This window comes from Xenorhabdus poinarii G6, assembly GCF_000968175.1.
Classification (GTDB): Bacteria; Pseudomonadota; Gammaproteobacteria; order Enterobacterales; family Enterobacteriaceae; genus Xenorhabdus; species Xenorhabdus poinarii.
Map to the genome: position 1 here is coordinate 1,751,201 of NZ_FO704551.1, position 21,442 is coordinate 1,772,642.

The window sequence follows — 21,442 nt, forward strand, 5'->3', positions numbered from 1 at the left end:
TCATGCCTTAAAAAAGCGGCCAATAAAAATATTGGCCGCTTTTTCTCAAAACAAAATTTTCATGCTAAAACATATCATTAAGGCTATAACTCTCATTGGATTACAGCTCTAGACCTATCACGATGCGATATTTTCCATTACCTGTAAAATACGCTTGTCTGATATGGGGTATGCGGTACCTAATTGCTGCGCAAATAAGCTAATCCGAAGCTCTTCAATCATCCAACGCACTTCTTTCACTTCCGGCAGTTGCTTCTGCTGGAGAGAGAGTTTTGCCAGCCAGTGTTGCCATTGGTTTTGAATATGCTCAATCCGGCTCATATGTACCCTATCTTTATTAGGATCTACTGCCAATTTTTCCAATCGCCGCTCAATTCCATTCAAATAACGCAGAACATCCGTCAAACGTTTCCAACCATGGGAAGTGACAAATCCATTGAAGACCAGGCCAGAAATTTGTTCTTTAATATCCGATAATGCCAGTGCAAGAGAGATATCAATCCGCCCTTTCAAGCGCTTGTTGATATTAAAGACCGTTGTCAGGATCTGCTCGACTTGTTTAGCAATTTCAACCACAGCATCATTCAAATCCGCGCGCACGTTATCCTGCAAGCAAGCAAATGTTTGTTCATTCCAAGCCAGCCCCCCATTTTTTGCGATCAACTTATCAACACCACAAACAATACAATCATCAATCAAATCCAACACTTTGCCATATGGATTGAAATACAGCCCAAGTTTGGATTTGTTCGGTAATTTTTCATGCAGGTATTTAATCGGTGATGGAATATTCAGCAATAACAACCGACGAGTTCCTTGCCACATAGCATTGTGCTGTTCAGCTTCTGTTTCGAACAATTTAATTGCAATGCTCTCTTTCTCATCCACCAATGCCGGAAATGCCTTAACGGAATAGCCTCCGCGTTTCTGCTCATAACATTCAGGTAATTCACCAAAGCTCCAGATATGCAATCCACGTTGTTCTATGCCATCGTCTGCAACCGCCGAAAGGGTTTCTTGAACTTTTTCTTTTAATTGCAGTTTCAATGCTGACAGATCCTTGCCTTCCGCTAACGGTTTGTTTTTCTCACCTGTTCTTTTTTCAGCAATAATACGGAATGTGATCTTTAGATGATCAGGAACTTGTTCCCATTGCCAGTCATCTCGTGACACTGTCACGCCCGTCATGCGGCGTAACTCTTTCTCAAGACTATCCAGCAAAGGCATCTGAGGTTGTGTCACCCGCTCCAGAAAGGCTTGCGCATAATTAGGCGCCGGAACAAAATTACGGCGGATTGGTTTGGGGAGTGATTTAATCAACGCCACAACCAATTCATAGCGAATGCCTGGTATTTGCCAATCGAATCCTTCATTCTTAACCTGATTCAATACCGCTAAAGGAATATGCACCGTCACACCGTCCGCATCAGTTCCCGGCTCAAATTGGTAACTCAAGCGGAATTTCAAATTATCCTGATACCAGTAATTCGGATAATCCAACGCACTGACGTTGTTTGCATCACCTTTGATCAACATGCTCTTTTCAAAATTAAGCAATTCCGGTTGATCTTGACTGGCCACTTTCCACCAGCGATCAAAATGACGTGATGAAACAACGTCTTTGCCAATTCGCTGATCATAAAAACTGAACAAAGTTTCATCATCCACCAGGATATCCCGTCGGCGAGATTTATGTTCCAGTTCTTCGACTTCTTCACGCAATTTCAAATTAGCACGGAAAAAAGAATGCCGGGTTTGCCAGTCCCCTTCCACCAGCGCATGACGGATAAACAATTCACGGCACAGCATAGGATCGATTTGGCTGTAATTAACCAGACGCCCTGTCACAATGGGCAAGCCATACAAGGTCACTTTTTCAGTTGCCATCACCGCGCCCTGAGACTTCTGCCAGTGTGGTTCACTATAGTGTTTTTTGACGAGATGAGCAGCCAGCGGCTCTATCCATTCCGGTTCGATCCGGGCAGCAATCCGTCCCCACAGGCGGCTGGTTTCCACTAATTCAGCAACCATCCCCCATTTAGGCGGTTTTTTAAATAAACCGGAACCGGGGAAAACAGAAAAACGCGCATTGCGTGCTCCCGTATATTCCTGTTTATCGGTATCTTTCTGGCCAATATGGGATAATAATCCGGTCAGCAGGGCAAGGTGAATACTGCGATAATCAGCGTCCTGACGGTTAATGGGCAAACCTATTTCTTTTACAACTTGTCTCAACTGAGTGTAGATATCCTGCCATTCTCTCACACGAAGATAGTTCAGGTAATCTTGACGGCAAAGTTTGCGGAATTGAGCGCTGGAAAGCGCTTTTTGCTGTTCTTCCAGAAAATCCCACAATTTCAAGAACGCGATGAAGTCTGAATCCTTGTCCGCAAAACGCCGGTGTTTTTCATCTGAAGCTTGCTGCTTTTCCAATGGCCTTTCGCGTGGATCTTGAATCGATAGCGCGGAAGTAATAACCATGACTTCACGAACGCACCCATGCGCCTTGGCTTCCAACACCATACGAGCCAGACGGGGATCGATAGGCAGTTGAGCCAGTTGTCGTCCCATTGGCGTCAATCGATAGGTTCCAGCGGACAACGACTCGGGATCAATTGCCCCCAACTCTTCCAATAAACGAACTCCATCTTGAATATTGCGTTTATCAGGTGCTTCAACAAACGGAAATGCACTGACATCACCCAATCCGATAGCAGTCATTTGTAAAATAACGGAAGCCAGATTGGTGCGCAGAATTTCAGGATCAGTGAATGCCGGGCGAGATAAAAAATCATCTTCCGAATAAAGACGAATACAAATCCCGTCTGAAACACGACCACAGCGCCCTTTTCGCTGGTTAGCGGAGGCTTGTGATATTGGCTCTATCGGCAAACGTTGCACTTTGGTTCGATAGCTGTAGCGGCTAATACGTGCAAATCCCGTATCGATCACGTATTTGATGCCGGGGACTGTCAATGAGGTTTCCGCCACGTTCGTTGCCAAAATAATACGGCGCCCAACATGAGACTGAAAAATTCGATTCTGTTCACTGTTAGATAACCGGGCAAAAAGTGGCAGAATTTCGGTATGTGGGAAATTTTGTTTACTCAGCGCATCTGCCGTATCACGAATTTCTCGCTCACCACTCATAAACACCAGGATGTCGCCCGCACTTTCACGTCCTAGCTCATCCACTGCATCAATAATGGCTTCGAGCTGATCACGATCACTGTCATTATCATCTCCCGCCACCGGACGATAACGCACTTCAACGGGATAAGTACGCCCTGAAACTTCAATAATCGGTGCATGATGAAAATGACGAGAAAAACGTTCAGGATCAATGGTTGCAGAAGTAATAATAATTTTCAGATCAGGGCGTTTTGGCAGTAACTGACGCAGATAACCGAGGATAAAATCAATATTCAAACTGCGTTCATGGGCTTCATCGATAATTAACGTATCATATTGCAATAACAAACGATCTTGCTGCAATTCTACCAACAAAATACCGTCAGTCATCAATTTGACCAACGTATTTTCACTGACCTGATCATGAAAACGCACTTTATAGCCGACTGTTGAGCCAAGGGGCGTTTCCAGTTCGTCTGCAATACGATTAGCCACTGAACGAGCCGCCAAACGACGAGGTTGGCTATGGCCAATCAGCCCCTTAACCCCTCGTCCCAATTCAAGGCAGATTTTAGGGATCTGAGTCGTCTTACCTGAACCGGTTTCCCCGGCAATGATAACCACCTGGTTATCCCTGATCGCTTTATAAATATCGTCTTTTTTCTGACTGACCGGTAAAGCGTCAGGGTATTGAATCGCAGGACATGCGGCCTCACGAACCCGGACTTTCTGTTTTGCAGCAGTAATATCCGCAGCAATGGTTTGTGCTACAGCCTGCAAAGCGCCCTGATTCTTAATTTTTGCGGCTCCATGCAGACGTTTTCTTAACCGGAACTGATCGCGCAGTGGTAGGTGATCAAGTTCAGCGAATAATTCAGCGATTGGTGCTGTCAAAGATGATTCCACGTGATAAATCCTTGTGACGTTTTTTAACTGAGTAGCGCTGTCTTTGCAGGCTCAGAGGATGGTTCTTTATGATTTAAATCATAGAAGTGTAACATATCTTGTGCAATGCCATGTACTTCCGATCTCGCCTCTGCCTCATCAGATTCTCGCTTTATTGGCTGTTAATCCGAAATTCAGTCCATTTGAATGAATAACTCAAAATATTTAGCTGGTTATTGAACAATAATGCTATTTAAAATCGACTTCACAAACCCGAGGATCGATAAAATGAATCGTCCTTAAGATAGCTCGTGTTACAGCTCACTGAGGAAGTAGAGAATGAGTAAAGTTCTGGTTCTGAAATCCAGCATTCTGGCCCAATATTCCCAAAGTAATAAACTGGCAGATTATTTTGTTGAACAGTACTTAGCAGGCCATTCAGGAAATAATGTCACGATACGTGATCTGGCTGACAACCCGATTCCGGTACTGGATGGGGAATTAGTCAATGCGTTGCGTCCCAGTGGTGCTGCATTAACAGAACGCCAGCAATCAGCATTAGCGCTGTCAGATGCACTGATTACAGAGTTAAAAGCACACGATGTTATTGTGATCACAGCACCAATGTATAATTTTTCTATCCCTACCCAACTCAAAAACTATTTTGATCTGATTGCCCGTGCAGGTGTGACTTTCCATTACACTGAAGCAGGTCCTGAAGGGTTACTGAAAGGCAAACGCGCAATCATTTTGACCAGTCGCGGAGGCATTTATAAAGATAGTGCAACAGATATGATGACCCCTTATTTACGTATTTTCCTCAAATTTATCGGTATTACCGAAGTGGAATTTGTCTTTGCTGAAGGTTTAGCGTTGGGAGCCGAATCCGCCAATCAAACACATCAGAATACCCGTGAAATGTTGGATGAGATGATAGCAAAAATGGCATACACCTCACCAGAAAAGGCCGTAGCTTGATACCAGTTGCAACCACCTGACTGGCCCATTTTTCTCCCGTTATTTCAACCTAAGAATAACTTCCTGTTATGATAATCTCATATCAGGCTTTTATTACAGGCGGTTTTGCAGCAAAGTGGCGTTAATGAATGGCTCGATGATTCTATCGTTATTTGTATAGTGGAGATGTTGTTATGAAGTTGGTTGTTTACAGTACCAAGCAGTATGACCGTAAGCATTTTGAAATGCTCAACCAAAAACTTGGTTTTGGCTATCATATCGAGTTTTTTGATTTTCCCTTAAGTCCCCAAACCGCTAAAAATGCCTCTGGGGCGAATGCCGTCTGTATTTTTGTCAATGATGATGGTGGACGCGAGGTGCTGCAAGAATTGGCAGAAATGGGCATCAAAGTTTTGGCATTACGCTGTGCCGGGTTCAACAATGTCGACCTGGATGCCGCAAAAGAATTAGGCATTCAAGTTGTTCGAGTACCCGCTTATTCACCTGAAGCCGTTGCCGAACACTCTGTTGGATTAATGTTATGCCTTAACCGCCGCATTCATCGTGCTTATCAACGCACCCGTGACGCCAATTTTTCTCTTGAAGGATTAACGGGCTTTAACATGTATAAACGTACCGCCGGTATTATCGGAACAGGGAAAATCGGCCTGGCAACGTTGCGGATCCTGCACGGTTTCGGTATGCATTTACTGGCGTATGATCCTTACCCCAATCCTGATGCCTTGAATATGGGGGTAGAATATGTGGATTTAGATACGTTATATGCTAAATCTGATGTGATTTCTCTGCATTGCCCCATGACACCAGAAAATCATCATTTATTGGATGAAACCGCATTCAGCAAAATGAAAGATGGCGTGATGATCATCAATACCAGCCGAGGTGCCCTGATTGATTCCGTTGCAGCCATTAATGCACTGAAACAACAAAAAATTGGTGCATTGGGCATGGACGTTTACGAAAACGAAAGAGATTTATTCTTTGAAGACAAATCAAATGATGTTATTCAAGATGATATCTTCCGGCGCTTATCTTCTTGCCATAATGTTCTGTTTACGGGTCACCAGGCATTTTTGACTGAAGAAGCATTAACCAGCATCAGTGAAACAACTTTGCAAAATATTCAGCAGTTAATTTCTGGCGAAACGTGCCCGAATATTGTCAGATAATGATCAACCTCCCTGTCTGTGGTGGTAATAATAAAACCTCGCCGAGGCGAGGTTTAGCGTTAATTTTTTCTTATCTTTTTACGACAATATGATGCCAATTGTTAATGTTACGGTCACCCAAACCCCTACAAACGTTACGTAGCTTATCCATCTGTTATTCATTTTACTTTCCCTCATTATCAAACAAACGTCCATAGCTGCACGGTAGTGGCTTTCACTGTCTGACAAGCGAATTGCAAACAGTGTCTCATATATATTGAGTATACAGCCGAAGTTCCATTCCAATATTTATTACAACAGGCATAAAATGAGCAAATCTGCTGTAAAAATAAGATAATGCTTGGGGCGTAAAATGTTAGATTCAGTCACCTGAGCCAGATTCAGTATGCTGTTTTTCGGGGTAGAGCGAAGCACTCCAGTTACTATAGGTACAAACGAATATTGATGGATCACGATTCGAAAAGGGCGTAGCCATAGATTTGACTTTTTCTGCTAACTGAATGGATTCCATCGTCGAATGTCCAACATAAGTCCCGCTGGGTAAGCGGTGCCATTTCCCATTAGGAAAACGGACAGATTGGCTGAATTGATTCGCTGTCATCCTTTTATGCAGTTTTTCATAACCCTCAGAGCCTGTACCATACAGCTCAACGCGAACCAGATAACTTGCCATTTTTCTTTCCTTGTTTTGATTATTGTCTTGTGTTGGCTATTGGACAAACAAGTTATCAGTTTATCTTGACTATTTAAAGTTGGAAAAACGAGAGAAAAATCCGATATTAATGACAATGTCAGCATTCTCGGTAACGGCCAACGTGCATGTGCCTTATTTCCCCCCGCAATGCGAAGGAAAATAAGGCATCTTGAGTCTTCTGATCTTATTTAGGATTTACTCTGGTCTGTTTAAGATATGATCTTCCCAACTCACCACATCTGTTTCACGCACAGCAATATGCCTGACCGAAATGCGTTCCGAATGCATTGCTGATTTTGAACCGCTGATCAATGGATGCCACGGAAGAAGCCGCTTTCCCTCACCAATCAGACGATAAGCACAGGTTTTGGGCAACCATTCAAACGTATTCATATTTTCGCGGGTTAATTTAATGCAATCAGGCTCGTATCTGAAACGATCTTCATAATTCTTGCACTGGCAGGTTTTAATATTCAGTTGATTGCAGGCAACATTAGTGAAATAAATTTCATCCGTATCTTCGTCCATCAACTTATGCAGGCAGCATTGGCCACAGCCATCGCATAATGCTTCCCACTCTTGGTCTGTCATTTGTTCTAAGGTTTTTGCCTGCCAGAAAGGTTGAGACATAATTTCTGTCATTCCTCGAGGTTAAATCACTCTGGTGGTCAAAACATGTTCATTGAGCGAAACGTTTAATACATCACCAGATTGTAATGGCCCTACACCTTCGGGCGTTCCCGTTAAGATGATATCGCCCGGACGTAAGGTAAAAAAACGCGACATATAGCCAATCAGCGAGATGATAGGCGTTAGCATGTCACTCGTATTGCCGTTTTGGCGCAATTCGCCATTGACGGCCAAAGAAAGCCGGGCATTTTGTGGATCACCAAAAACATTTACGGGAATAAACCCCGATATCGGGCATGATCTATCAAATGCTTTACTTTTCTCCCAGGGTTGACCCGATTGTTTGAATCCTCGCTGCAAATCACGCAATGTCAAATCCAGCGCAACGCCAAAGCCTGCAATAGCCTGACTGACTCGCTCTTCATTGGCATTTTTGAGGGACGAACCAATCAAAACGGCCAATTCTATTTCGTGGTGCACCGCACCCAATTCCTGTGGGATGAAAATAGGCTGACACAAATCACACAGTGCGGTTTCAGGCTTGATGAATATCACCGGTTCTGCCGTCGACGGGGTATCCATCTCTTGCCTATGTTTGTCATAATTACTGCCAACACAAACGACTTTATTCGCAGGAAAATCCAACAATACGCCTTGCCAATCCCGATGCTGGTACATAGCAGTTCACCTTTCTCTTGTTTTCAAACCCGATGCTTCAAACCTTAATGTTCAATGCGCGAGGAAATGAGTGCGTTGCATCACACCGTCTGCCATCATACCAACACTCAGTGCAAAATAGTAAGAACGATTCCAGTGCATGATAGTCCGGAAATTTTGTGTCACCCAAAATACCCGTTGTGCCGGATCATCAGGGATAACGATCCAACCTTTGGTTTTTTCAGACAGGTTGGCAAAATAGGGGGATGAAACCCCTAATGCCTGCCATTGCGCAATGGTTTTTCCCTGTTCAGTCTTAATACCTTCCCATGCGGGATCAAATCCCTCAGGTAATGAAATGGCATATCCCCAGGGCAAGCCGGGTTGCCACCCTTCTTTATGCAGATAATTGGCTGTTGAGGCAAAAACATCTTCTTTATTGCTCCAAATATCAATTTTTCCATCGCCATCGCCGTCAGCGCCATACGTTAAGTAAGACGTTGGCATGAATTGATTTTGCCCCATTGCGCCAGCCCAAGAGCCTTTGAGCGTTTGATCGTCATTAATATATTGATTCTCAAGGATGACTAACGCTGCCAATAGCTGCTTGATAAAAAACGCTTCCCGACGCCCTTCAAACGCCAGCGTTGATAATGCCGAAATACTGTCTTCTTTTCCCTGAATTTTACCAAAGCTACTTTCTAATCCCCACAAAGCCACAATATAGGCGGCGGGCACACCATATTCACGACCGATTTTGTCTAATAATGGTTTATTATCTTCATATTGCCTGATGCCCTGTTCAATCTTCCAGGCTGGCAAGACACGTTTCAGGTAATCATCCAGTGTGACTTTTTTTTCAGGCTGATTACGATCAGCATTAATGACACGCGGAATAAAATGGATATTGGCAAATGCCCGATCCAAGGTTTCTTTGCTGATCCCCTTCTCCTCGGCTTGCTGTTTCAGTAAAGTGACGTAAGCAGGAAACTGTGATGGCTCACGGGAACTCAGTGGAAAATCATGTTCCAGTGTTCTGACTTCAATTTGGGATAATGAAGTCAGAACGGGTTGATTGTACAATGGTTTACCACTTGATGTACTGCACCCTACCAACAAGGCTGCTGCCAATAAAGTGAGCCCAGTGATGAATTTCATAAATCAGCCTCAATTCAAAATCTGCTTAGGATCAGGCAATTGCCCGCTATTTTTATTGACCAGATGGTTTGCTTGAAGCCAGATGTTCATTAATCAGGCTTTCCACTGGCGGGGGGACTTGCAGATAAAAACCTTGCTCACTCAATGCGATTTTTACTTTTTCAATATCAGCGTTAGCCAATTTTTTTCTTTCCGATAATGAAATCATCATTGAAAATTGAGGTTCGCCAAATGTTTTTAACAGCGCTTCAGGAACGTGCGAAAAATCACCTTTTTTTTCGATATATAGATATGTTTGGTCACGTTTTGGACTTCTGTAGATTGCACAAATCATTGTCATAAACTCTTTTAAATTAACTCTGCGACTTGCTTGAATAATTCTCTAACTATAACATGCTTATTATATTTAAGAATATCGTCTCCCAGAGACTGTTTTCGGAAAATGTTTATCTAAGTTACTCACAACCACTTTGGGAAATCTACTTTGGAAAACTTAACCTTGCTGAGTCAGAATATCGATGTCACAGTCGCCAATTGAGCTAAAAGGCAGTAATTTTACGCTTTCGGTCGTTCATTTGCATGATGACCAGCCGGAAGTTATTCATAAAGCTATGCAGGAAAAAATGGAACAAGCGCCTGAATTCCTGAAAAATGCGCCCGTTGTTCTCAATATCTCTGCACTCCCCATTGATGCGGATCTTGCCGCACTCCACCGGGCTATTGAGTCAGTTGGGTTGCGCATTGTGGGTATCAGCGGTTGTCAAGCAGACGAACAACGCAAAATTGCGTTAACATCTGGACTGCCTTTATTAAAAGAAGGTAAAAGTCAGAAGGTTCTTCCTGAGGAAAATAAACCGACTGAACCTATTTTTAAAAAAACTCGTATAATTAATACACCTGTCCGTTCGGGACAAAGAATTTATGCACCAAACAGTGATCTTATTGTGACAAATAATGTGAGTGCTGGTGCAGAATTAATCGCTGATGGAAATATTCATATATATGGTGTGTTGCGTGGACGAGTATTAGCAGGAGCATCTGGCGATCAAGAAAGCCAGATTTTCTGCACCCATTTAAACGCTGAACTCACCTCTATTGCCGGTCAATATTGGCTCAGCGAAAAAATTCCAGACCATTTTGTTGGTAAAGCCGCAAAATTACGTCTGGTGAACAATGAATTAACTATTGAAACTTTAGTCTAGCCCTTATAACAAGGAATCGCTTCATGGCACGCATTATTGTTGTTACATCGGGTAAAGGTGGCGTTGGCAAAACCACTTCAAGCGCGGCCATTGCTACCGGCCTCGCCCAAAAAGGAAAAAAAACTGTTGTGATCGATTTTGATATCGGTTTACGAAACCTTGACCTCATCATGGGCTGTGAACGCCGAGTCGTTTTTGACTTCGTCAACGTTATTCAAGGTGATGCCAGTTTGAATCAAGCCCTTATTAAAGATAAGCGCACAGAGAATCTCTACATCCTGCCCGCTTCCCAAACCCGTGATAAAGAAGCCCTCACCAAAGAGGGGGTCGATAAGATCCTAAATGAGCTGGATAAACAGGGATTTGAGTTCATTATCTGTGACTCACCTGCGGGTATTGAGAGCGGCGCATTGATGGCGCTTTACTTTGCCGATGAAGCCATTATTACAACAAACCCGGAAGTGTCTTCTGTTCGTGACTCAGATCGTATTTTAGGCATCCTGGCATCAAAATCACGCCGGGCAGAGCAAGGCATTGAACCTATCAAGGAACATCTCCTGCTGACACGTTATAATCCGGGACGCGTGAATCGCGGTGATATGCTTAGCATGGAAGATGTATTGGACATTTTGCGTATCCCTTTGCTTGGTGTTATTCCAGAAGATCAAAGTGTTTTACGTTCATCCAACCAGGGCGAACCCGTTATTTTGGATCAAGATTCTGACGCAGGTAAAGCATACGAAGATACGGTTTTACGTTTACTCGGTGAAGAACGGCCTTTCCGTTTCATCGAAGAAGAAAAAAAGGGTTTTTTAAAACGCCTGTTTGGGGGGTAACGCATGGCTTTGTTAGATTTCTTCCTGTCGAGAAAAAAATCGACAGCCAATATCGCCAAGGAGCGACTACAAATCATCGTGGCAGAACGACGCCGTGGTGACTCTGAGCCTGCCTATTTGCCGGAAATGAAACGGGATATCTTGGCTGTAATTTGTAAATATGTCCAAATTGATCCAGACATGCTTTCTGTCCAATTTGAACAAAAAAATGATGATATTTCTGTATTAGAACTTAATGTCACCTTACCTGAGATTGAAGAATCGCCAAAATAACCGTATTCAATGAGGCTATTTAATTTAAGAAAGTGATTTTTCAATAATCATCAATCGGGATACCTTCGTATCCCGATTTAATTTTCAGACGTAACTTCCTTTGTTGATCATGTATCTATCAAAAAATTAAACGAACATAACATGTTTTACCTTTATGCATGACTGTAATTATTGTTACGCCCTTATTTTACTACGAATAGTTTGCCAATATGTCAACAATGGGTTCGGCCAGCAACTTACCACGCCACCCCCTGATTAATTCGGGTTGATACGTCGACGATTTTAATTTCCAGTGCCAGCAAAGTAATTGATTAATTTGACGACGGGAAGCCAGTAATTCGGCACTGAGATGATGAGCGCTCCCCACCTGAGTAACCAATGATTTTATTTCCTTGAATGCATTGCGATAGCCAGGATAATCCACCAAGTTTATAATCTGAGGCGGATACTCTTCTTCTGGAATATCTCTGCTTTCTGCCACCATCGCCAGCAATCGACGTCCATGACAACGGATTTCCTGACCACTCAATCCCAACGCATCCAGTTCAGCCAAAGACGTTGGCATATAACGAGCAACCTGCCATAAATTTTCTTCACGGATCACAAAATTGACGGCCAGATTACGTTCACGTGCCTGATTTAAGCGCCATGCAGCCAACCTTTTCAAACAAGCCAATTGATTTGGACGTAATTGCCACGCGTTACCAATAGCTTTATAAGCTGATTCCGGCTTCAGTATTTCTTTGCGACGTTGGGATATTAAATCACTTTCATCCTTTGCCGCATCCAAGTACCCTGCTTGTTCTGCCTTTTCGATCAATATATCGGCCAGTGGTAATAAGTAGTAGACATCCGCCGCCGCGTATTGGCATTGCTTTTCACTTAATGGACGCGCCAGCCAATCAGTACGGGATTCGCTCTTATCCAATTCAACATGCAAATATTGGGCAACCAGCGTTGCAAATCCACATGATATCGGGTGACCAATAAATGCAGCCAGGACCTGAGTATCCATCATGGGTTCCGGCAAGCACTGGAAGCTATGACCAAAAACCTCCAAATCTTCACTGCCTGCATGGATAAGTTTCAATACATCTGGATCAGTCAATAGCGCCTTAAAGGGTTGCCATTGTGAAATTTCAAGGGGATCAATCAGAGAAAGCTGTTCACCATCAAACAGTTGTATCAACCCTAATTGGGGATAGTACGTCCGTGTACGTACAAATTCAGTATCTAGTGCAATGCTTGCGTGTTGCTTTGCCCGTTCACAGATCGACTGCAATTGGGCATCGGTGGTAATCAGCTGATAATTCAAAACATCATTCTCTTAGCCATTCATCAGATATGCACAACAACGCCGGTAAAAACCGGCGCTGTTTAACTGCCTCTATGTAAAATCAGTGGGGATACAGTAACAAACACGATCAACTATGAGTATTATTCACTTTTGCCAATTCTTCATTGCGCAATTCTTTACGCAAGATCTTACCGACATTGGATTTTGGCAATTCATTGCGGAATTCAATAAATTTCGGCACTTTATATCCCGTCAGGTAACGACGACAATGCGTCTTAAGTTCATCTTCAGTCAGGCTGGCATCTTTACGAACAACAAATATTTTGACTGTTTCTCCTGACATTTCACTCGGAACGCCCACTGCTGCCGACTCTAACACTTTAGGATGGGAAGAAACAACATCTTCTACTTCATTTGGATAGACATTAAATCCTGAAACCAAAATCATGTCTTTTTTCCGGTCAACAATGTGGAAAAAGCCATGGTCATCTATTCTGGCAATATCTCCTGTTGCCAGCCAACCGTCTTTCAATACTTCATCTGTTGCATCAGGACGGTTCCAGTAACCTTTCATGACCTGTGGCCCACGAACCCACATTTCCCCCACTTCCCCTTGCGGAACTTCATGACCATCATCCCCAATCAACTTGATTTCTGTTGAAGAAACAGGAAAACCAATGCTACCACTGTAAGTGGTCAAGTTATGCGGGTTCGCTGCAACCAGCGGCGAACATTCTGTCAATCCATAACCTTCCAGTAAATGACAACCGGTCAGATCTTGCCATTTTTCAGCCACGACTTTTTGCACAGCCATACCGCCGCCGACAGACAAACGCAATGAGGAGAAATCTAACTTCTGGAATTCGGGGTTATTCAACCAGGCATTGAATAGCGTGTTAACGCCAGAGAGCGCAGTAAAACGATAACGTGACAACTCTTTGACTGTGCCATTGACATCGCGGGGATTGGTAATCAGCAGATTTTGCCCACCCAGTTCAATGAAAAACAGGCAATTCACTGTCAAAGCAAAGATATGGTACAACGGCAATGCGGTTACTACTATCTCTTGCCCAACCTTCATTAACGGAGAATAACACGCTCTGGCCTGTTCAAGGTTTGCCAACATATTGTGGTGGGTCAACATGGCCCCTTTGGCTACCCCCGTCGTTCCCCCCGTATATTGCAGAAACGCCAAATCCCCGCCTTTGACTTCCGGTTTGACATACTGCATTCGGTAGCCTTGATGCATGGCACGACGAAACGAAATGGCATCCGGTAAATGATATTTAGGAACGAGACGTTTGACGTATTTAACGACAAAATCAACAAGAGTTCCTTTCGGGCGGGAAAGTTGGTCGCCCATGCGTGTTAAAATAACGTGCTTGACCTGGGTATTGAAAACGATCTTTTCCAGAGTATGGGCAAAATTAGAAACAATAACAATGGCCGATGTCCCACTGTCATTCAGCTGATGCTCCAGTTCTCGCGGGGTGTAAAGCGGGTTAACATTTACAACAATCATGCCCGCCCGCAGAATACCAAACAGTGCTACGGGATATTGCAGTAAGTTTGGCATCATCAATGCCACGCGATCTCCTCTTTTCAGACCCAGCCCATTCTGTAAATAAGCAGCAAAGGCACGGCTACGCTCTTCCAGTTTACGGAAAGTGATGACCTCACCCATATTGATAAATGCGATTTGATCGGCATAACGCGCCACAGAATTTTCAAACATTTCAATCAACGACGAATAACGGTCGGGATCGATCTCTGCCGGAACATCTGCCGGATAATGTTTTAGCCAGATTTTTTCCAAGTTGAATACTCCTGAAATCTAATTGCAATGTGATCACTGACCATAAAACAAACCAGATCTATATATTTAACAAATTATTAACTCAGCTGACCAGTTTGAAAAGAGACAATGTTCAGGTTGGCGATACACATCACTAAATTAATATCATCAATGAGAGCAAAAAAATAAGGCAGCTTTTGCCGCCTGTGTGTTTATTGTTATTTATCAACAGATTGCTTAAATTATTAATCATTATATTTATCATTAACTGATGATACATCGGTTTACTAATTTTTGACTTAAAGTCCCACCATTATTCCAAATGGTTATAATAATACCTCAATATGCGACAATGATTAAGAATAGGATTGATACCCGGACTTGGCAGACAAAATAACAATACAAAAAGCATGGTTATTAGCACTGATTCTTATCGGCGTTAATTTGGCAATGGTGGCTTTCTCAGAAGAAAAGGCCTAAATTTTATTTTACCGGACAGAATTCGCTTAACGGCCCGGCAATTTTTTCCAGCTGACTTCATTACGCAGATAAACAGGTTCAGCATGTTCAACCGCCGTCACTTCCCCGGCTTTCCACATCTGAGCGGCCAGTGGCAACATATCTTCTGCATGAGGTAAAGTAATATGGCTTGCAGTCAGCGTTAAATGACTGTCCAATAATTGAGGATAGGCTTCCCACCCGGTTCCAGCAATCGCCCATTCACCGGACAAGGCGTTCATTATCTCACGCACCTGTTCAGGTTTCAAAACAGCTTCCGTTGCATCGCCTTGCCATTCCCCCTGAGAGTCACGGCTGTACTGCCCCCAATAAACTTCTCCCATTCGTGCATCAATAGCAACCAAAACGCTTGTTGCGCCTTGCAGACGAAAGCTTCCCTGCGCCATCGTTTTCAAAGAAGAAACACCGATCATTGGCAACTCAGCCCCTAATGCCAGACCTTGAGCGATACCAACACCAATCCGCACCCCTGTAAAACTGCCCGGCCCGCGCCCAAATGCTAACGCATGCAATTGTTGCAGGCTCACATGACCTTTCGATAATACCTTCTGCACCATGGGCAAAATACGTTGGGTATGCTCTCGTGGGGAAATTTCAAACTGTGCCTCAATAGCACCGTCATTCCAAAGTGCAACAGAACAAGCTTCAGTTGCAGTATCAATAGCTAAAATCCGCGTGGACATGCCTTAACTCCGGCAAGAATAGAATTCGAAACAAGGGGCTATATTACCATAGCCCCAACGTCATCGCCCCGACAATTTCATCCCGACTATTTTCTTGATTCTGCTTATTTATACTGACTTTGATGGCCGTGATTTCAGAAATGCTATCGCTTTTGATAAATCACGGGTGCGAGATGCGGGAGGCAAACTATTCAGAAAAACCTCACCGTATGGGCGCATAACTAACCGATTGTCACAAATCACCACGACACCATAATCATCAATATCGCGGATCAGCCGTCCAACCCCCTGTTTCAAGTCAATCACCGCATCGGGAAGTTGAACTTCGTTAAAAGAATCCCCTCCCTTAATCTGGCAATCCTCGATACGCGCCTTAAGCAAGGGATCATCCGGGGCTGTAAATGGTAATTTATCAATAATAACGCAGGATAACGCATCACCACGAACATCAACACCTTCCCAAAAACTGCCTGTCGCCACCAGCAAGGCATTACCCGCCGAAATAAATTGCGACAGCAGTTGTGTTTTGCTCGTCTCCCCCTGTACCAATACTGGCAATGTCATATTGGCGCGAAATTCTTCAGCCAAACTGCGCATCATTTGATGAGAAGTACAGAGGAAAAAACAACGTCCTTGATTGCTTTCAATTAACGGCTTAAGCATCCGAGCCAACCATTTTGCCCCGCCACTTTGATTCGGTGAGGGTAAATAACGCGGCACACACAATAACATTTGACGTTGATAATCAAACGGGCTGGGCAGGAGTAACGTTCGAGCCTGTTTCAATCCCAAACGTTCAGTGAAATGGTCTAGCTGTTCATTCACCGACAATGTTGCCGATGTAAAAACCCAACAACCCGATTGTTCACGGATCATCTCGCTAAATTTATCAGAGACAGATAAAGGGGTGAGTGCCAACAAAAAATGCCGACCATAACTTTCAAACCAATAACTGTAATCGGGTATGTTAACATCAATCAGACGTTTAAGACGATGACGATAAAGGGTTGCCCGTTCAAAAGCGGCATCCAGCATAGCTGAACGCCCCAACGAGAGCTTCATCACGTCATAACAAAGTTCAAGAGCATCATCCAATCGAACTAACGCCCGTTGAACGGGTTGCTGTCGCAAGGCCTCACGCAAATTGCCCCGATAGCTGCTTTCCCCCAGTGCCAGACGAAAATCTTGGGCACTCTGGCTGAGACGATCGGCACTTTTCTGCAATTGTGCTTGATCACGAACTTCGATACGGTAAGCCATGATGATATCACGCGATAAATCCATCAACTGACGGCTACTTAATTGCTGACCAAAGTATTGACTGGCAATATCGGGAACTTGGTGAGCCTCATCAAAAATCACAACATCAGCCTGCGGGATCAATTCACCAAACCCGCTATCCTTAACGACCCTATCAGCCATAAAGAGATGATGGTTAACAATGACAATATCCGCTTCCAGCGCTTTTCGACGAGCTTTTAAAACGAAACATTCCTGATAACAGGGACAGTCACTACCAAGACAATTGTCATTGGTACTGGTGACCAACGGCCAGACGGTACTGTCCTCCGCCACTTGATGGCAACGACTGATATCGCCATCGTCTGTATGAGCTGACCAATGCTTTAATTTGATGACTTGCGCTAATATTTCCGCTTCCATCTGAGTATGGCCCATTGACTGCTGTTCAAGGCGTTCAAGGCATAGATAATTTGAACGCCCTTTCAATAAGGCCAGATTACCCGTAAAATCTAACGCATTGACAATCGTAGGCAGATCCCGATTGTAGAGCTGATCCTGCAACGCTTTAGAACCCGTGGAAATAATCACTTTTTTACCGGAGCGCAAAGCCGGGACTAAATAAGCAAATGTTTTGCCGGTTCCCGTCCCCGCTTCCACAACCAATTGTTGCTGCTTTTCAATCGCAACAGTAATGGCCGACGACATTTCTCGCTGAGCATCGCGCGGCTTAAAACCGGGTATGGCTTTGGCCAGTAGGCCATTCTTTGCAAAATCGTCTGACACAGACTGTCTCTTTCAATAAAATGTGACAGAATTATGCCAATACTGGGTTGTAATAACTACCCAATTCAGCAAAAAACTGTATAAATTAACAGGAGATTTAATGACTATTGAACGCATTGATCCGGATACCCGTTGGTCAGAAGCGGTCATTCACAATGACACCATCTATTATACCAGTGTGCCGGAAAAACTTGATGGTGATATCATCGAACAAACATCGGATACCCTGGCAGCCATTGACTCTCTGTTATATCGTCTTGGTTCAGATAAAAGTAAGATCTTAGATGCGACGATTTTTCTGGCCGATAAGGCCGATTTTGCCGGCATGAATACCGCCTGGGATGCCTGGGTTGTGGCAGGAAGTGCTCCCGTTCGCTGCACCGTTCAGGCGGCATTGATGGATCCAAAATATAAAGTAGAGATTAAAATCATCGCGGCTTTATAAACAGTCGTCCAAAAGGGCATTGAACACGTTATCGCTCGTTCAATGCCCTTTTGGAAAAAATTCACTCAATGAAATTTAAGGTATGGGGCGCAGAGATTAAGCCATCTTAATCATAATCATACCAATCAATAACAGTATGATACCACCCCATCCCTTAAAATTCAGACGTTGATTAAACATGATCCAGCCTGCGGCAACCGTGGCAATAATCCCGAACGCCCCCCATAATGCATAAGCGACAGAGAGTTCAATGCCTTTCACCGCCTGCGCCAATGCACTGAATGCCCCCAAAACAGCGACCAGGGATAAAAGGCCGATCCAAACGCGCTGAAATCCGTTGGATAATTTCAATAAAATATTGGCCAGAATTTCCAAAACAACCGCGAGAGCCAGAAACGCGCCGTGCCACCATTCGAATTGAGTTAGCATATCATGCCTCCTTGGCTTGCTTGCCGAATGCATTTGTTCCATCGCCTTGCGCTTTCTTCGCCCCCATCTTGATTAAAATAATCCCGGCTATTAATGATGCCAGTCCAGCCATTTTCATCAATGACAGTGACTCGTTGAACCACAATACACTAAAAGTAGTAATAAACAGGATCCCGATCCCTTCCCACAATGCATAAGCCACACCTAATGCGACCTTTTTCACCGCAATGGCCAGAAAAACATAAGAAGTGGTGATCATAGTGTACATCACGATCATGCCTGTAAAATCACCTGAAACGCTGGCTTGTTTCATTGACAGTGTGCCAATCACTTCTGCCACAATCGCCAGTGCAAGAAATATCCAATAAATCATTTTTTTCTCCTGAACATACTGATAAGCATGCCAAGATATCAAGCTATAGATACCAATAAGATCAGCAGCCAATACCGCTGCAAAAGGTCAGAATTAAACTAATGTGTTAGCAAAATATTTTGGCAAAACAAGAATGACCGGTGAAGAACCGGTTAGCAGGAAAAGGCCCTAAAGGGCGCCGCACCAATAGTGCTCACTGGATAAGATAGCTGAGAGGAAAAGAACATGGGTACAACGTTGAATTTTGTTACTATGTCGAATGTTGACGCTTTTGGCGCTATTCATGATGTTTTATTCTTTCATCACACGATGAAACTGTGCGATAGACTAAGAATCCTCATATTTATGTGTAATAGATTAAAGTATTTCTAGCATAAATAGATATAAAAAGCAATTTTCTATTGACAGATAGTGGATGTTGTTAATGACAAAGGTATAAATCCAGATGGGATCTGACCGCAGAACGCGGTCAGATAATCATAGTGAAAAATCGGAAAAGACAGTGTGTTACTCAAATTCGTTCCACGAGCGCCCATCACGGGTAATCATGGCAATAGAAGCCACTGGTCCCCAAGTACCCGCTTGATAAGGTTTTGGCGGTTCATTATCCGCAGCCCATGCATCCACAATGGAATCCACCCATTTCCACGCTTCTTCCACTTCATCACGACGAACAAACAGTGCCTGAATGCCTCGCATTGCTTCTAACAACAACCTCTCATACGCATCTGCAAGGTGCGTTTGATTAAATGTTTCAGAAAAACTCAGATCCAGTTTGGTCGTTTGCAACCGATGTTTATGTTCCAGCCCCGGCGCTTTATTCAGGACGTCAATATCAATACCCTCATCGGGCTGCAAACGAATGGTCAATTTATTCTGGGGCAATTGCTGATAAGATTCAGCAAACAGATTCAAAGAAGGCTCTTTAAAATAGACGACAACTTCGGAACATTTCGCCGGCAAACGTTTCCCTGTTCTCAGGTAAAAAGGCACCCCAGACCAGCGCCAGTCATCAATATCAACCCGAATCGATACAAAAGTATCCGTTTTACTGGCCTTATTGGCGCCCTCTTCTTCCAGGTAACCAGGCACTTTCTTACCATGTACAAAACCTGCGGTATATTGCCCACGAACCGTTTTTTCCCGTACATTGGTGTGATCAATACGGCGTAATGAGCGCAACACTTTCACTTTTTCATCCCGAATGCGATCAGCACTCAGATCAGCCGGTGGTGACATGGCAATCATCGTCAGGATTTGCAGGAGATGATTCTGGATCATGTCACGCATCTGCCCGGCCTGATCGAAATAGCCCCAACGCCCTTCAATTCCCATTTCTTCCGCCACCGTGATTTGCACATGATCAATCGTGCGGTGATCCCAATTATTAACAAACAGTGAATTAGCAAAGCGCAGCGCCAACAAGTTTAATACGGTTTCTTTCCCCAAATAATGGTCAATGCGGTAGATTTGACGCTCATTGAAATATTTTGCAACTTCATCATTAATCGCTCTGGAAGAAGCAAGATCCGTTCCTAGCGGCTTTTCCATCACGACACGATTGGGTTCCGTATTCAGTCCCGCAGCACCCAATCCATGACAGACTGAACCAAACGTACTTGGCGGCATCGCAAAATAGTGGATCGCCGGCAAATTGTCTTTATTCAGTTCTTTTGCCAATTCAGTGAAATGTTCCGTTTCATTGACATCCAAGTTACAAAATTCCAGACGTGAACTGAGCTTTTTCCACAATGCGGGTTCCAGTTTTTCAGACATAAATGTCGTCAACGCGTCTTCAACCACTTTGGTATAAGCTTTTTTATCCCAGTCAGCCCGACCAACGCCGATAATCCGGGTATCAGGATGGATATAACCTGCTTTTTCTAATTGATAAAGGGAAGGCATTAATTTCCGGCGTGCTAAGTCTCCTTTCGCCCCAAAAATTACTAAATTACAAGCCTGAGCTGTAGACGTCACCGCCATGTTGCATCTCCTCAATTACGGGATATTTACGGAATATTGTAATTTTTTTACAAAATCTACGGGTAATGTACTCTTTTGACTATATGCAGTAAACACTATGCAGCCAACACTGATTATTCAGGTCGTTCTTCGCATTTCACGTTACTACGATGTTGATTACAACGTCACGTTATTAATGCAAACGTTCAACACCCTAATCCTCATTGCTATCTATTATTTTCACCATGATGTGAGTGTTATATTCACTCATAATAGGATCACATTTTATCCCTTATGGTG

General features: G+C 43.7%; 19 protein-coding genes. 6 read left to right on the forward strand and 13 right to left on the reverse strand.

Annotated elements, in window-relative coordinates; translation table 11 throughout:
* Window positions 1–117: 117 nt before the first annotated feature.
* The gene (gene hrpA, locus XPG1_RS08065; protein ID WP_045958631.1) at window positions 118–4,038 is read right to left on the reverse strand and encodes an ATP-dependent RNA helicase HrpA; all 3,921 of its coding nucleotides are present in this window, start codon (window positions 4,036–4,038) and stop codon (window positions 118–120) included.
* 318 nt (window positions 4,039–4,356) lie between these two features.
* Here hrpA and XPG1_RS08070 point away from each other — a divergent pair, with 318 nt between their 5' ends.
* A complete protein-coding gene (locus XPG1_RS08070; RefSeq protein WP_045958632.1) occupies window positions 4,357–4,995 on the forward strand; it encodes an FMN-dependent NADH-azoreductase in 639 nt (212 codons plus the stop codon).
* A 173-nt stretch (window positions 4,996–5,168) separates the two neighbouring features.
* On the forward strand, window positions 5,169–6,164 hold the full coding sequence (locus XPG1_RS08075; protein ID WP_045958633.1) for a 2-hydroxyacid dehydrogenase: 996 nt from the start codon (window positions 5,169–5,171) through the stop codon (window positions 6,162–6,164).
* A 361-nt stretch (window positions 6,165–6,525) separates the two neighbouring features.
* On the opposite strand, the gene ghoS is transcribed toward XPG1_RS08075, so the two are convergent.
* From ghoS to XPG1_RS08100, 5 genes are all read right to left on the reverse strand, one after another.
* On the reverse strand, window positions 6,526–6,837 hold the full coding sequence (gene ghoS / locus XPG1_RS08080) for a type V toxin-antitoxin system endoribonuclease antitoxin GhoS (protein ID WP_045958634.1): 312 nt from the start codon (window positions 6,835–6,837) through the stop codon (window positions 6,526–6,528).
* 216 nt (window positions 6,838–7,053) lie between these two features.
* Window positions 7,054–7,491, reverse strand: coding sequence for a cysteine cluster protein YcgN (gene ycgN / locus XPG1_RS08085; protein WP_197541123.1), 438 nt, complete (start codon window positions 7,489–7,491; stop codon window positions 7,054–7,056).
* An 18-nt stretch (window positions 7,492–7,509) separates the two neighbouring features.
* Window positions 7,510–8,166, reverse strand: coding sequence for a fumarylacetoacetate hydrolase family protein (locus XPG1_RS08090; protein WP_045958636.1), 657 nt, complete (start codon window positions 8,164–8,166; stop codon window positions 7,510–7,512).
* Window positions 8,167–8,217: 51 nt separating this feature from the next.
* Entirely contained in the window at window positions 8,218–9,303 is a 1,086-nt protein-coding gene (locus XPG1_RS08095; RefSeq protein WP_045958637.1) for a lytic murein transglycosylase, read from the reverse strand.
* Window positions 9,304–9,355: 52 nt separating this feature from the next.
* Entirely contained in the window at window positions 9,356–9,637 is a 282-nt protein-coding gene (locus XPG1_RS08100) for a YcgL domain-containing protein (RefSeq protein ID WP_045958638.1), read from the reverse strand.
* A 184-nt stretch (window positions 9,638–9,821) separates the two neighbouring features.
* On the opposite strand from XPG1_RS08100, the gene minC reads away from it, so the two are divergent.
* Genes minC through minE form a run of 3 tightly spaced genes read left to right on the forward strand, consistent with a single transcriptional unit; the run spans window position 9,822 to window position 11,614 of the window.
* Complete coding sequence (minC, locus tag XPG1_RS08105; RefSeq protein WP_045958639.1) at window positions 9,822–10,505, forward strand: septum site-determining protein MinC; 684 nt, start codon at window positions 9,822–9,824, stop codon at window positions 10,503–10,505.
* Between the two features lie 23 nt (window positions 10,506–10,528).
* Window positions 10,529–11,341: a septum site-determining protein MinD gene (gene minD, locus XPG1_RS08110; RefSeq protein WP_045958640.1), complete on the forward strand. Its 813-nt coding sequence runs from the start codon at window positions 10,529–10,531 to the stop codon at window positions 11,339–11,341.
* 3 nt (window positions 11,342–11,344) lie between these two features.
* A complete protein-coding gene (gene minE, locus XPG1_RS08115; protein ID WP_045958641.1) occupies window positions 11,345–11,614 on the forward strand; it encodes a cell division topological specificity factor MinE in 270 nt (89 codons plus the stop codon).
* A gap of 190 nt (window positions 11,615–11,804) precedes the next feature.
* Here the strand turns inward: minE and rnd are convergent, their stop codons facing one another.
* The 4 genes from rnd to yoaA form a co-directional block, all read right to left on the reverse strand.
* Window positions 11,805–12,929, reverse strand: a complete 1,125-nt coding sequence (rnd, locus tag XPG1_RS08120) for a ribonuclease D (RefSeq protein WP_045958642.1) — start codon at window positions 12,927–12,929, stop codon at window positions 11,805–11,807.
* 109 nt (window positions 12,930–13,038) lie between these two features.
* A complete protein-coding gene (fadD, locus tag XPG1_RS08125) occupies window positions 13,039–14,727 on the reverse strand; it encodes a long-chain-fatty-acid--CoA ligase FadD (RefSeq protein ID WP_045958643.1) in 1,689 nt (562 codons plus the stop codon).
* 485 nt (window positions 14,728–15,212) lie between these two features.
* Window positions 15,213–15,908, reverse strand: coding sequence for a tRNA (adenosine(37)-N6)-threonylcarbamoyltransferase complex dimerization subunit type 1 TsaB (gene tsaB / locus XPG1_RS08130; protein ID WP_045958644.1), 696 nt, complete (start codon window positions 15,906–15,908; stop codon window positions 15,213–15,215).
* A gap of 108 nt (window positions 15,909–16,016) precedes the next feature.
* Window positions 16,017–17,933, reverse strand: a complete 1,917-nt coding sequence (gene yoaA, locus XPG1_RS08135) for a DNA repair helicase YoaA (protein WP_045958645.1) — start codon at window positions 17,931–17,933, stop codon at window positions 16,017–16,019.
* Between the two features lie 100 nt (window positions 17,934–18,033).
* Between yoaA and XPG1_RS08140 the strand changes: the two genes are divergently transcribed.
* Window positions 18,034–18,378 carry a RidA family protein gene (locus tag XPG1_RS08140; RefSeq protein WP_045958646.1) on the forward strand — a complete coding sequence of 115 codons (345 nt, stop codon included), beginning with the start codon at window positions 18,034–18,036 and terminating at the stop codon, window positions 18,376–18,378.
* Window positions 18,379–18,474: 96 nt separating this feature from the next.
* On the opposite strand, the gene mdtI is transcribed toward XPG1_RS08140, so the two are convergent.
* From mdtI to zwf, 3 genes are all read right to left on the reverse strand, one after another.
* Window positions 18,475–18,807, reverse strand: a complete 333-nt coding sequence (gene mdtI / locus XPG1_RS08145) for a multidrug/spermidine efflux SMR transporter subunit MdtI (RefSeq protein ID WP_045958647.1) — start codon at window positions 18,805–18,807, stop codon at window positions 18,475–18,477.
* A 1-nt stretch (window position 18,808) separates the two neighbouring features.
* A complete protein-coding gene (gene mdtJ, locus XPG1_RS08150) occupies window positions 18,809–19,180 on the reverse strand; it encodes a multidrug/spermidine efflux SMR transporter subunit MdtJ (protein WP_045958648.1) in 372 nt (123 codons plus the stop codon).
* Window positions 19,181–19,687: 507 nt separating this feature from the next.
* Window positions 19,688–21,163, reverse strand: coding sequence for a glucose-6-phosphate dehydrogenase (gene zwf, locus XPG1_RS08155; RefSeq protein ID WP_045958649.1), 1,476 nt, complete (start codon window positions 21,161–21,163; stop codon window positions 19,688–19,690).
* Between the last annotated feature and the right edge of the window lie 279 nt (window positions 21,164–21,442).

What these genes read in the sequence shown, in the direction of transcription:
- XPG1_RS08070 (WP_045958632.1), top strand. Translation starts at nt 4,357, where the DNA reads ATGAGTAAAGTTCTGGTTCTGAAATCCAGCATTCTGGCCCAATATTCC.
- tsaB (WP_045958644.1), bottom strand. Translation starts at nt 15,908, where the DNA reads ATGTCCACGCGGATTTTAGCTATTGATACTGCAACTGAAGCTTGTTCT.
- minE (WP_045958641.1), top strand. Translation starts at nt 11,345, where the DNA reads ATGGCTTTGTTAGATTTCTTCCTGTCGAGAAAAAAATCGACAGCCAAT.
- XPG1_RS08095 (WP_045958637.1), bottom strand. Translation starts at nt 9,303, where the DNA reads ATGAAATTCATCACTGGGCTCACTTTATTGGCAGCAGCCTTGTTGGTA.
- minC (WP_045958639.1), top strand. Translation starts at nt 9,822, where the DNA reads ATGTCACAGTCGCCAATTGAGCTAAAAGGCAGTAATTTTACGCTTTCG.
- ghoS (WP_045958634.1), bottom strand. Translation starts at nt 6,837, where the DNA reads ATGGCAAGTTATCTGGTTCGCGTTGAGCTGTATGGTACAGGCTCTGAG.
- minD (WP_045958640.1), top strand. Translation starts at nt 10,529, where the DNA reads ATGGCACGCATTATTGTTGTTACATCGGGTAAAGGTGGCGTTGGCAAA.
- mdtJ (WP_045958648.1), bottom strand. Translation starts at nt 19,180, where the DNA reads ATGATTTATTGGATATTTCTTGCACTGGCGATTGTGGCAGAAGTGATT.
- XPG1_RS08075 (WP_045958633.1), top strand. Translation starts at nt 5,169, where the DNA reads ATGAAGTTGGTTGTTTACAGTACCAAGCAGTATGACCGTAAGCATTTT.
- XPG1_RS08090 (WP_045958636.1), bottom strand. Translation starts at nt 8,166, where the DNA reads ATGTACCAGCATCGGGATTGGCAAGGCGTATTGTTGGATTTTCCTGCG.
- XPG1_RS08140 (WP_045958646.1), top strand. Translation starts at nt 18,034, where the DNA reads ATGACTATTGAACGCATTGATCCGGATACCCGTTGGTCAGAAGCGGTC.
- mdtI (WP_045958647.1), bottom strand. Translation starts at nt 18,807, where the DNA reads ATGCTAACTCAATTCGAATGGTGGCACGGCGCGTTTCTGGCTCTCGCG.
- XPG1_RS08100 (WP_045958638.1), bottom strand. Translation starts at nt 9,637, where the DNA reads ATGATTTGTGCAATCTACAGAAGTCCAAAACGTGACCAAACATATCTA.
- zwf (WP_045958649.1), bottom strand. Translation starts at nt 21,163, where the DNA reads ATGGCGGTGACGTCTACAGCTCAGGCTTGTAATTTAGTAATTTTTGGG.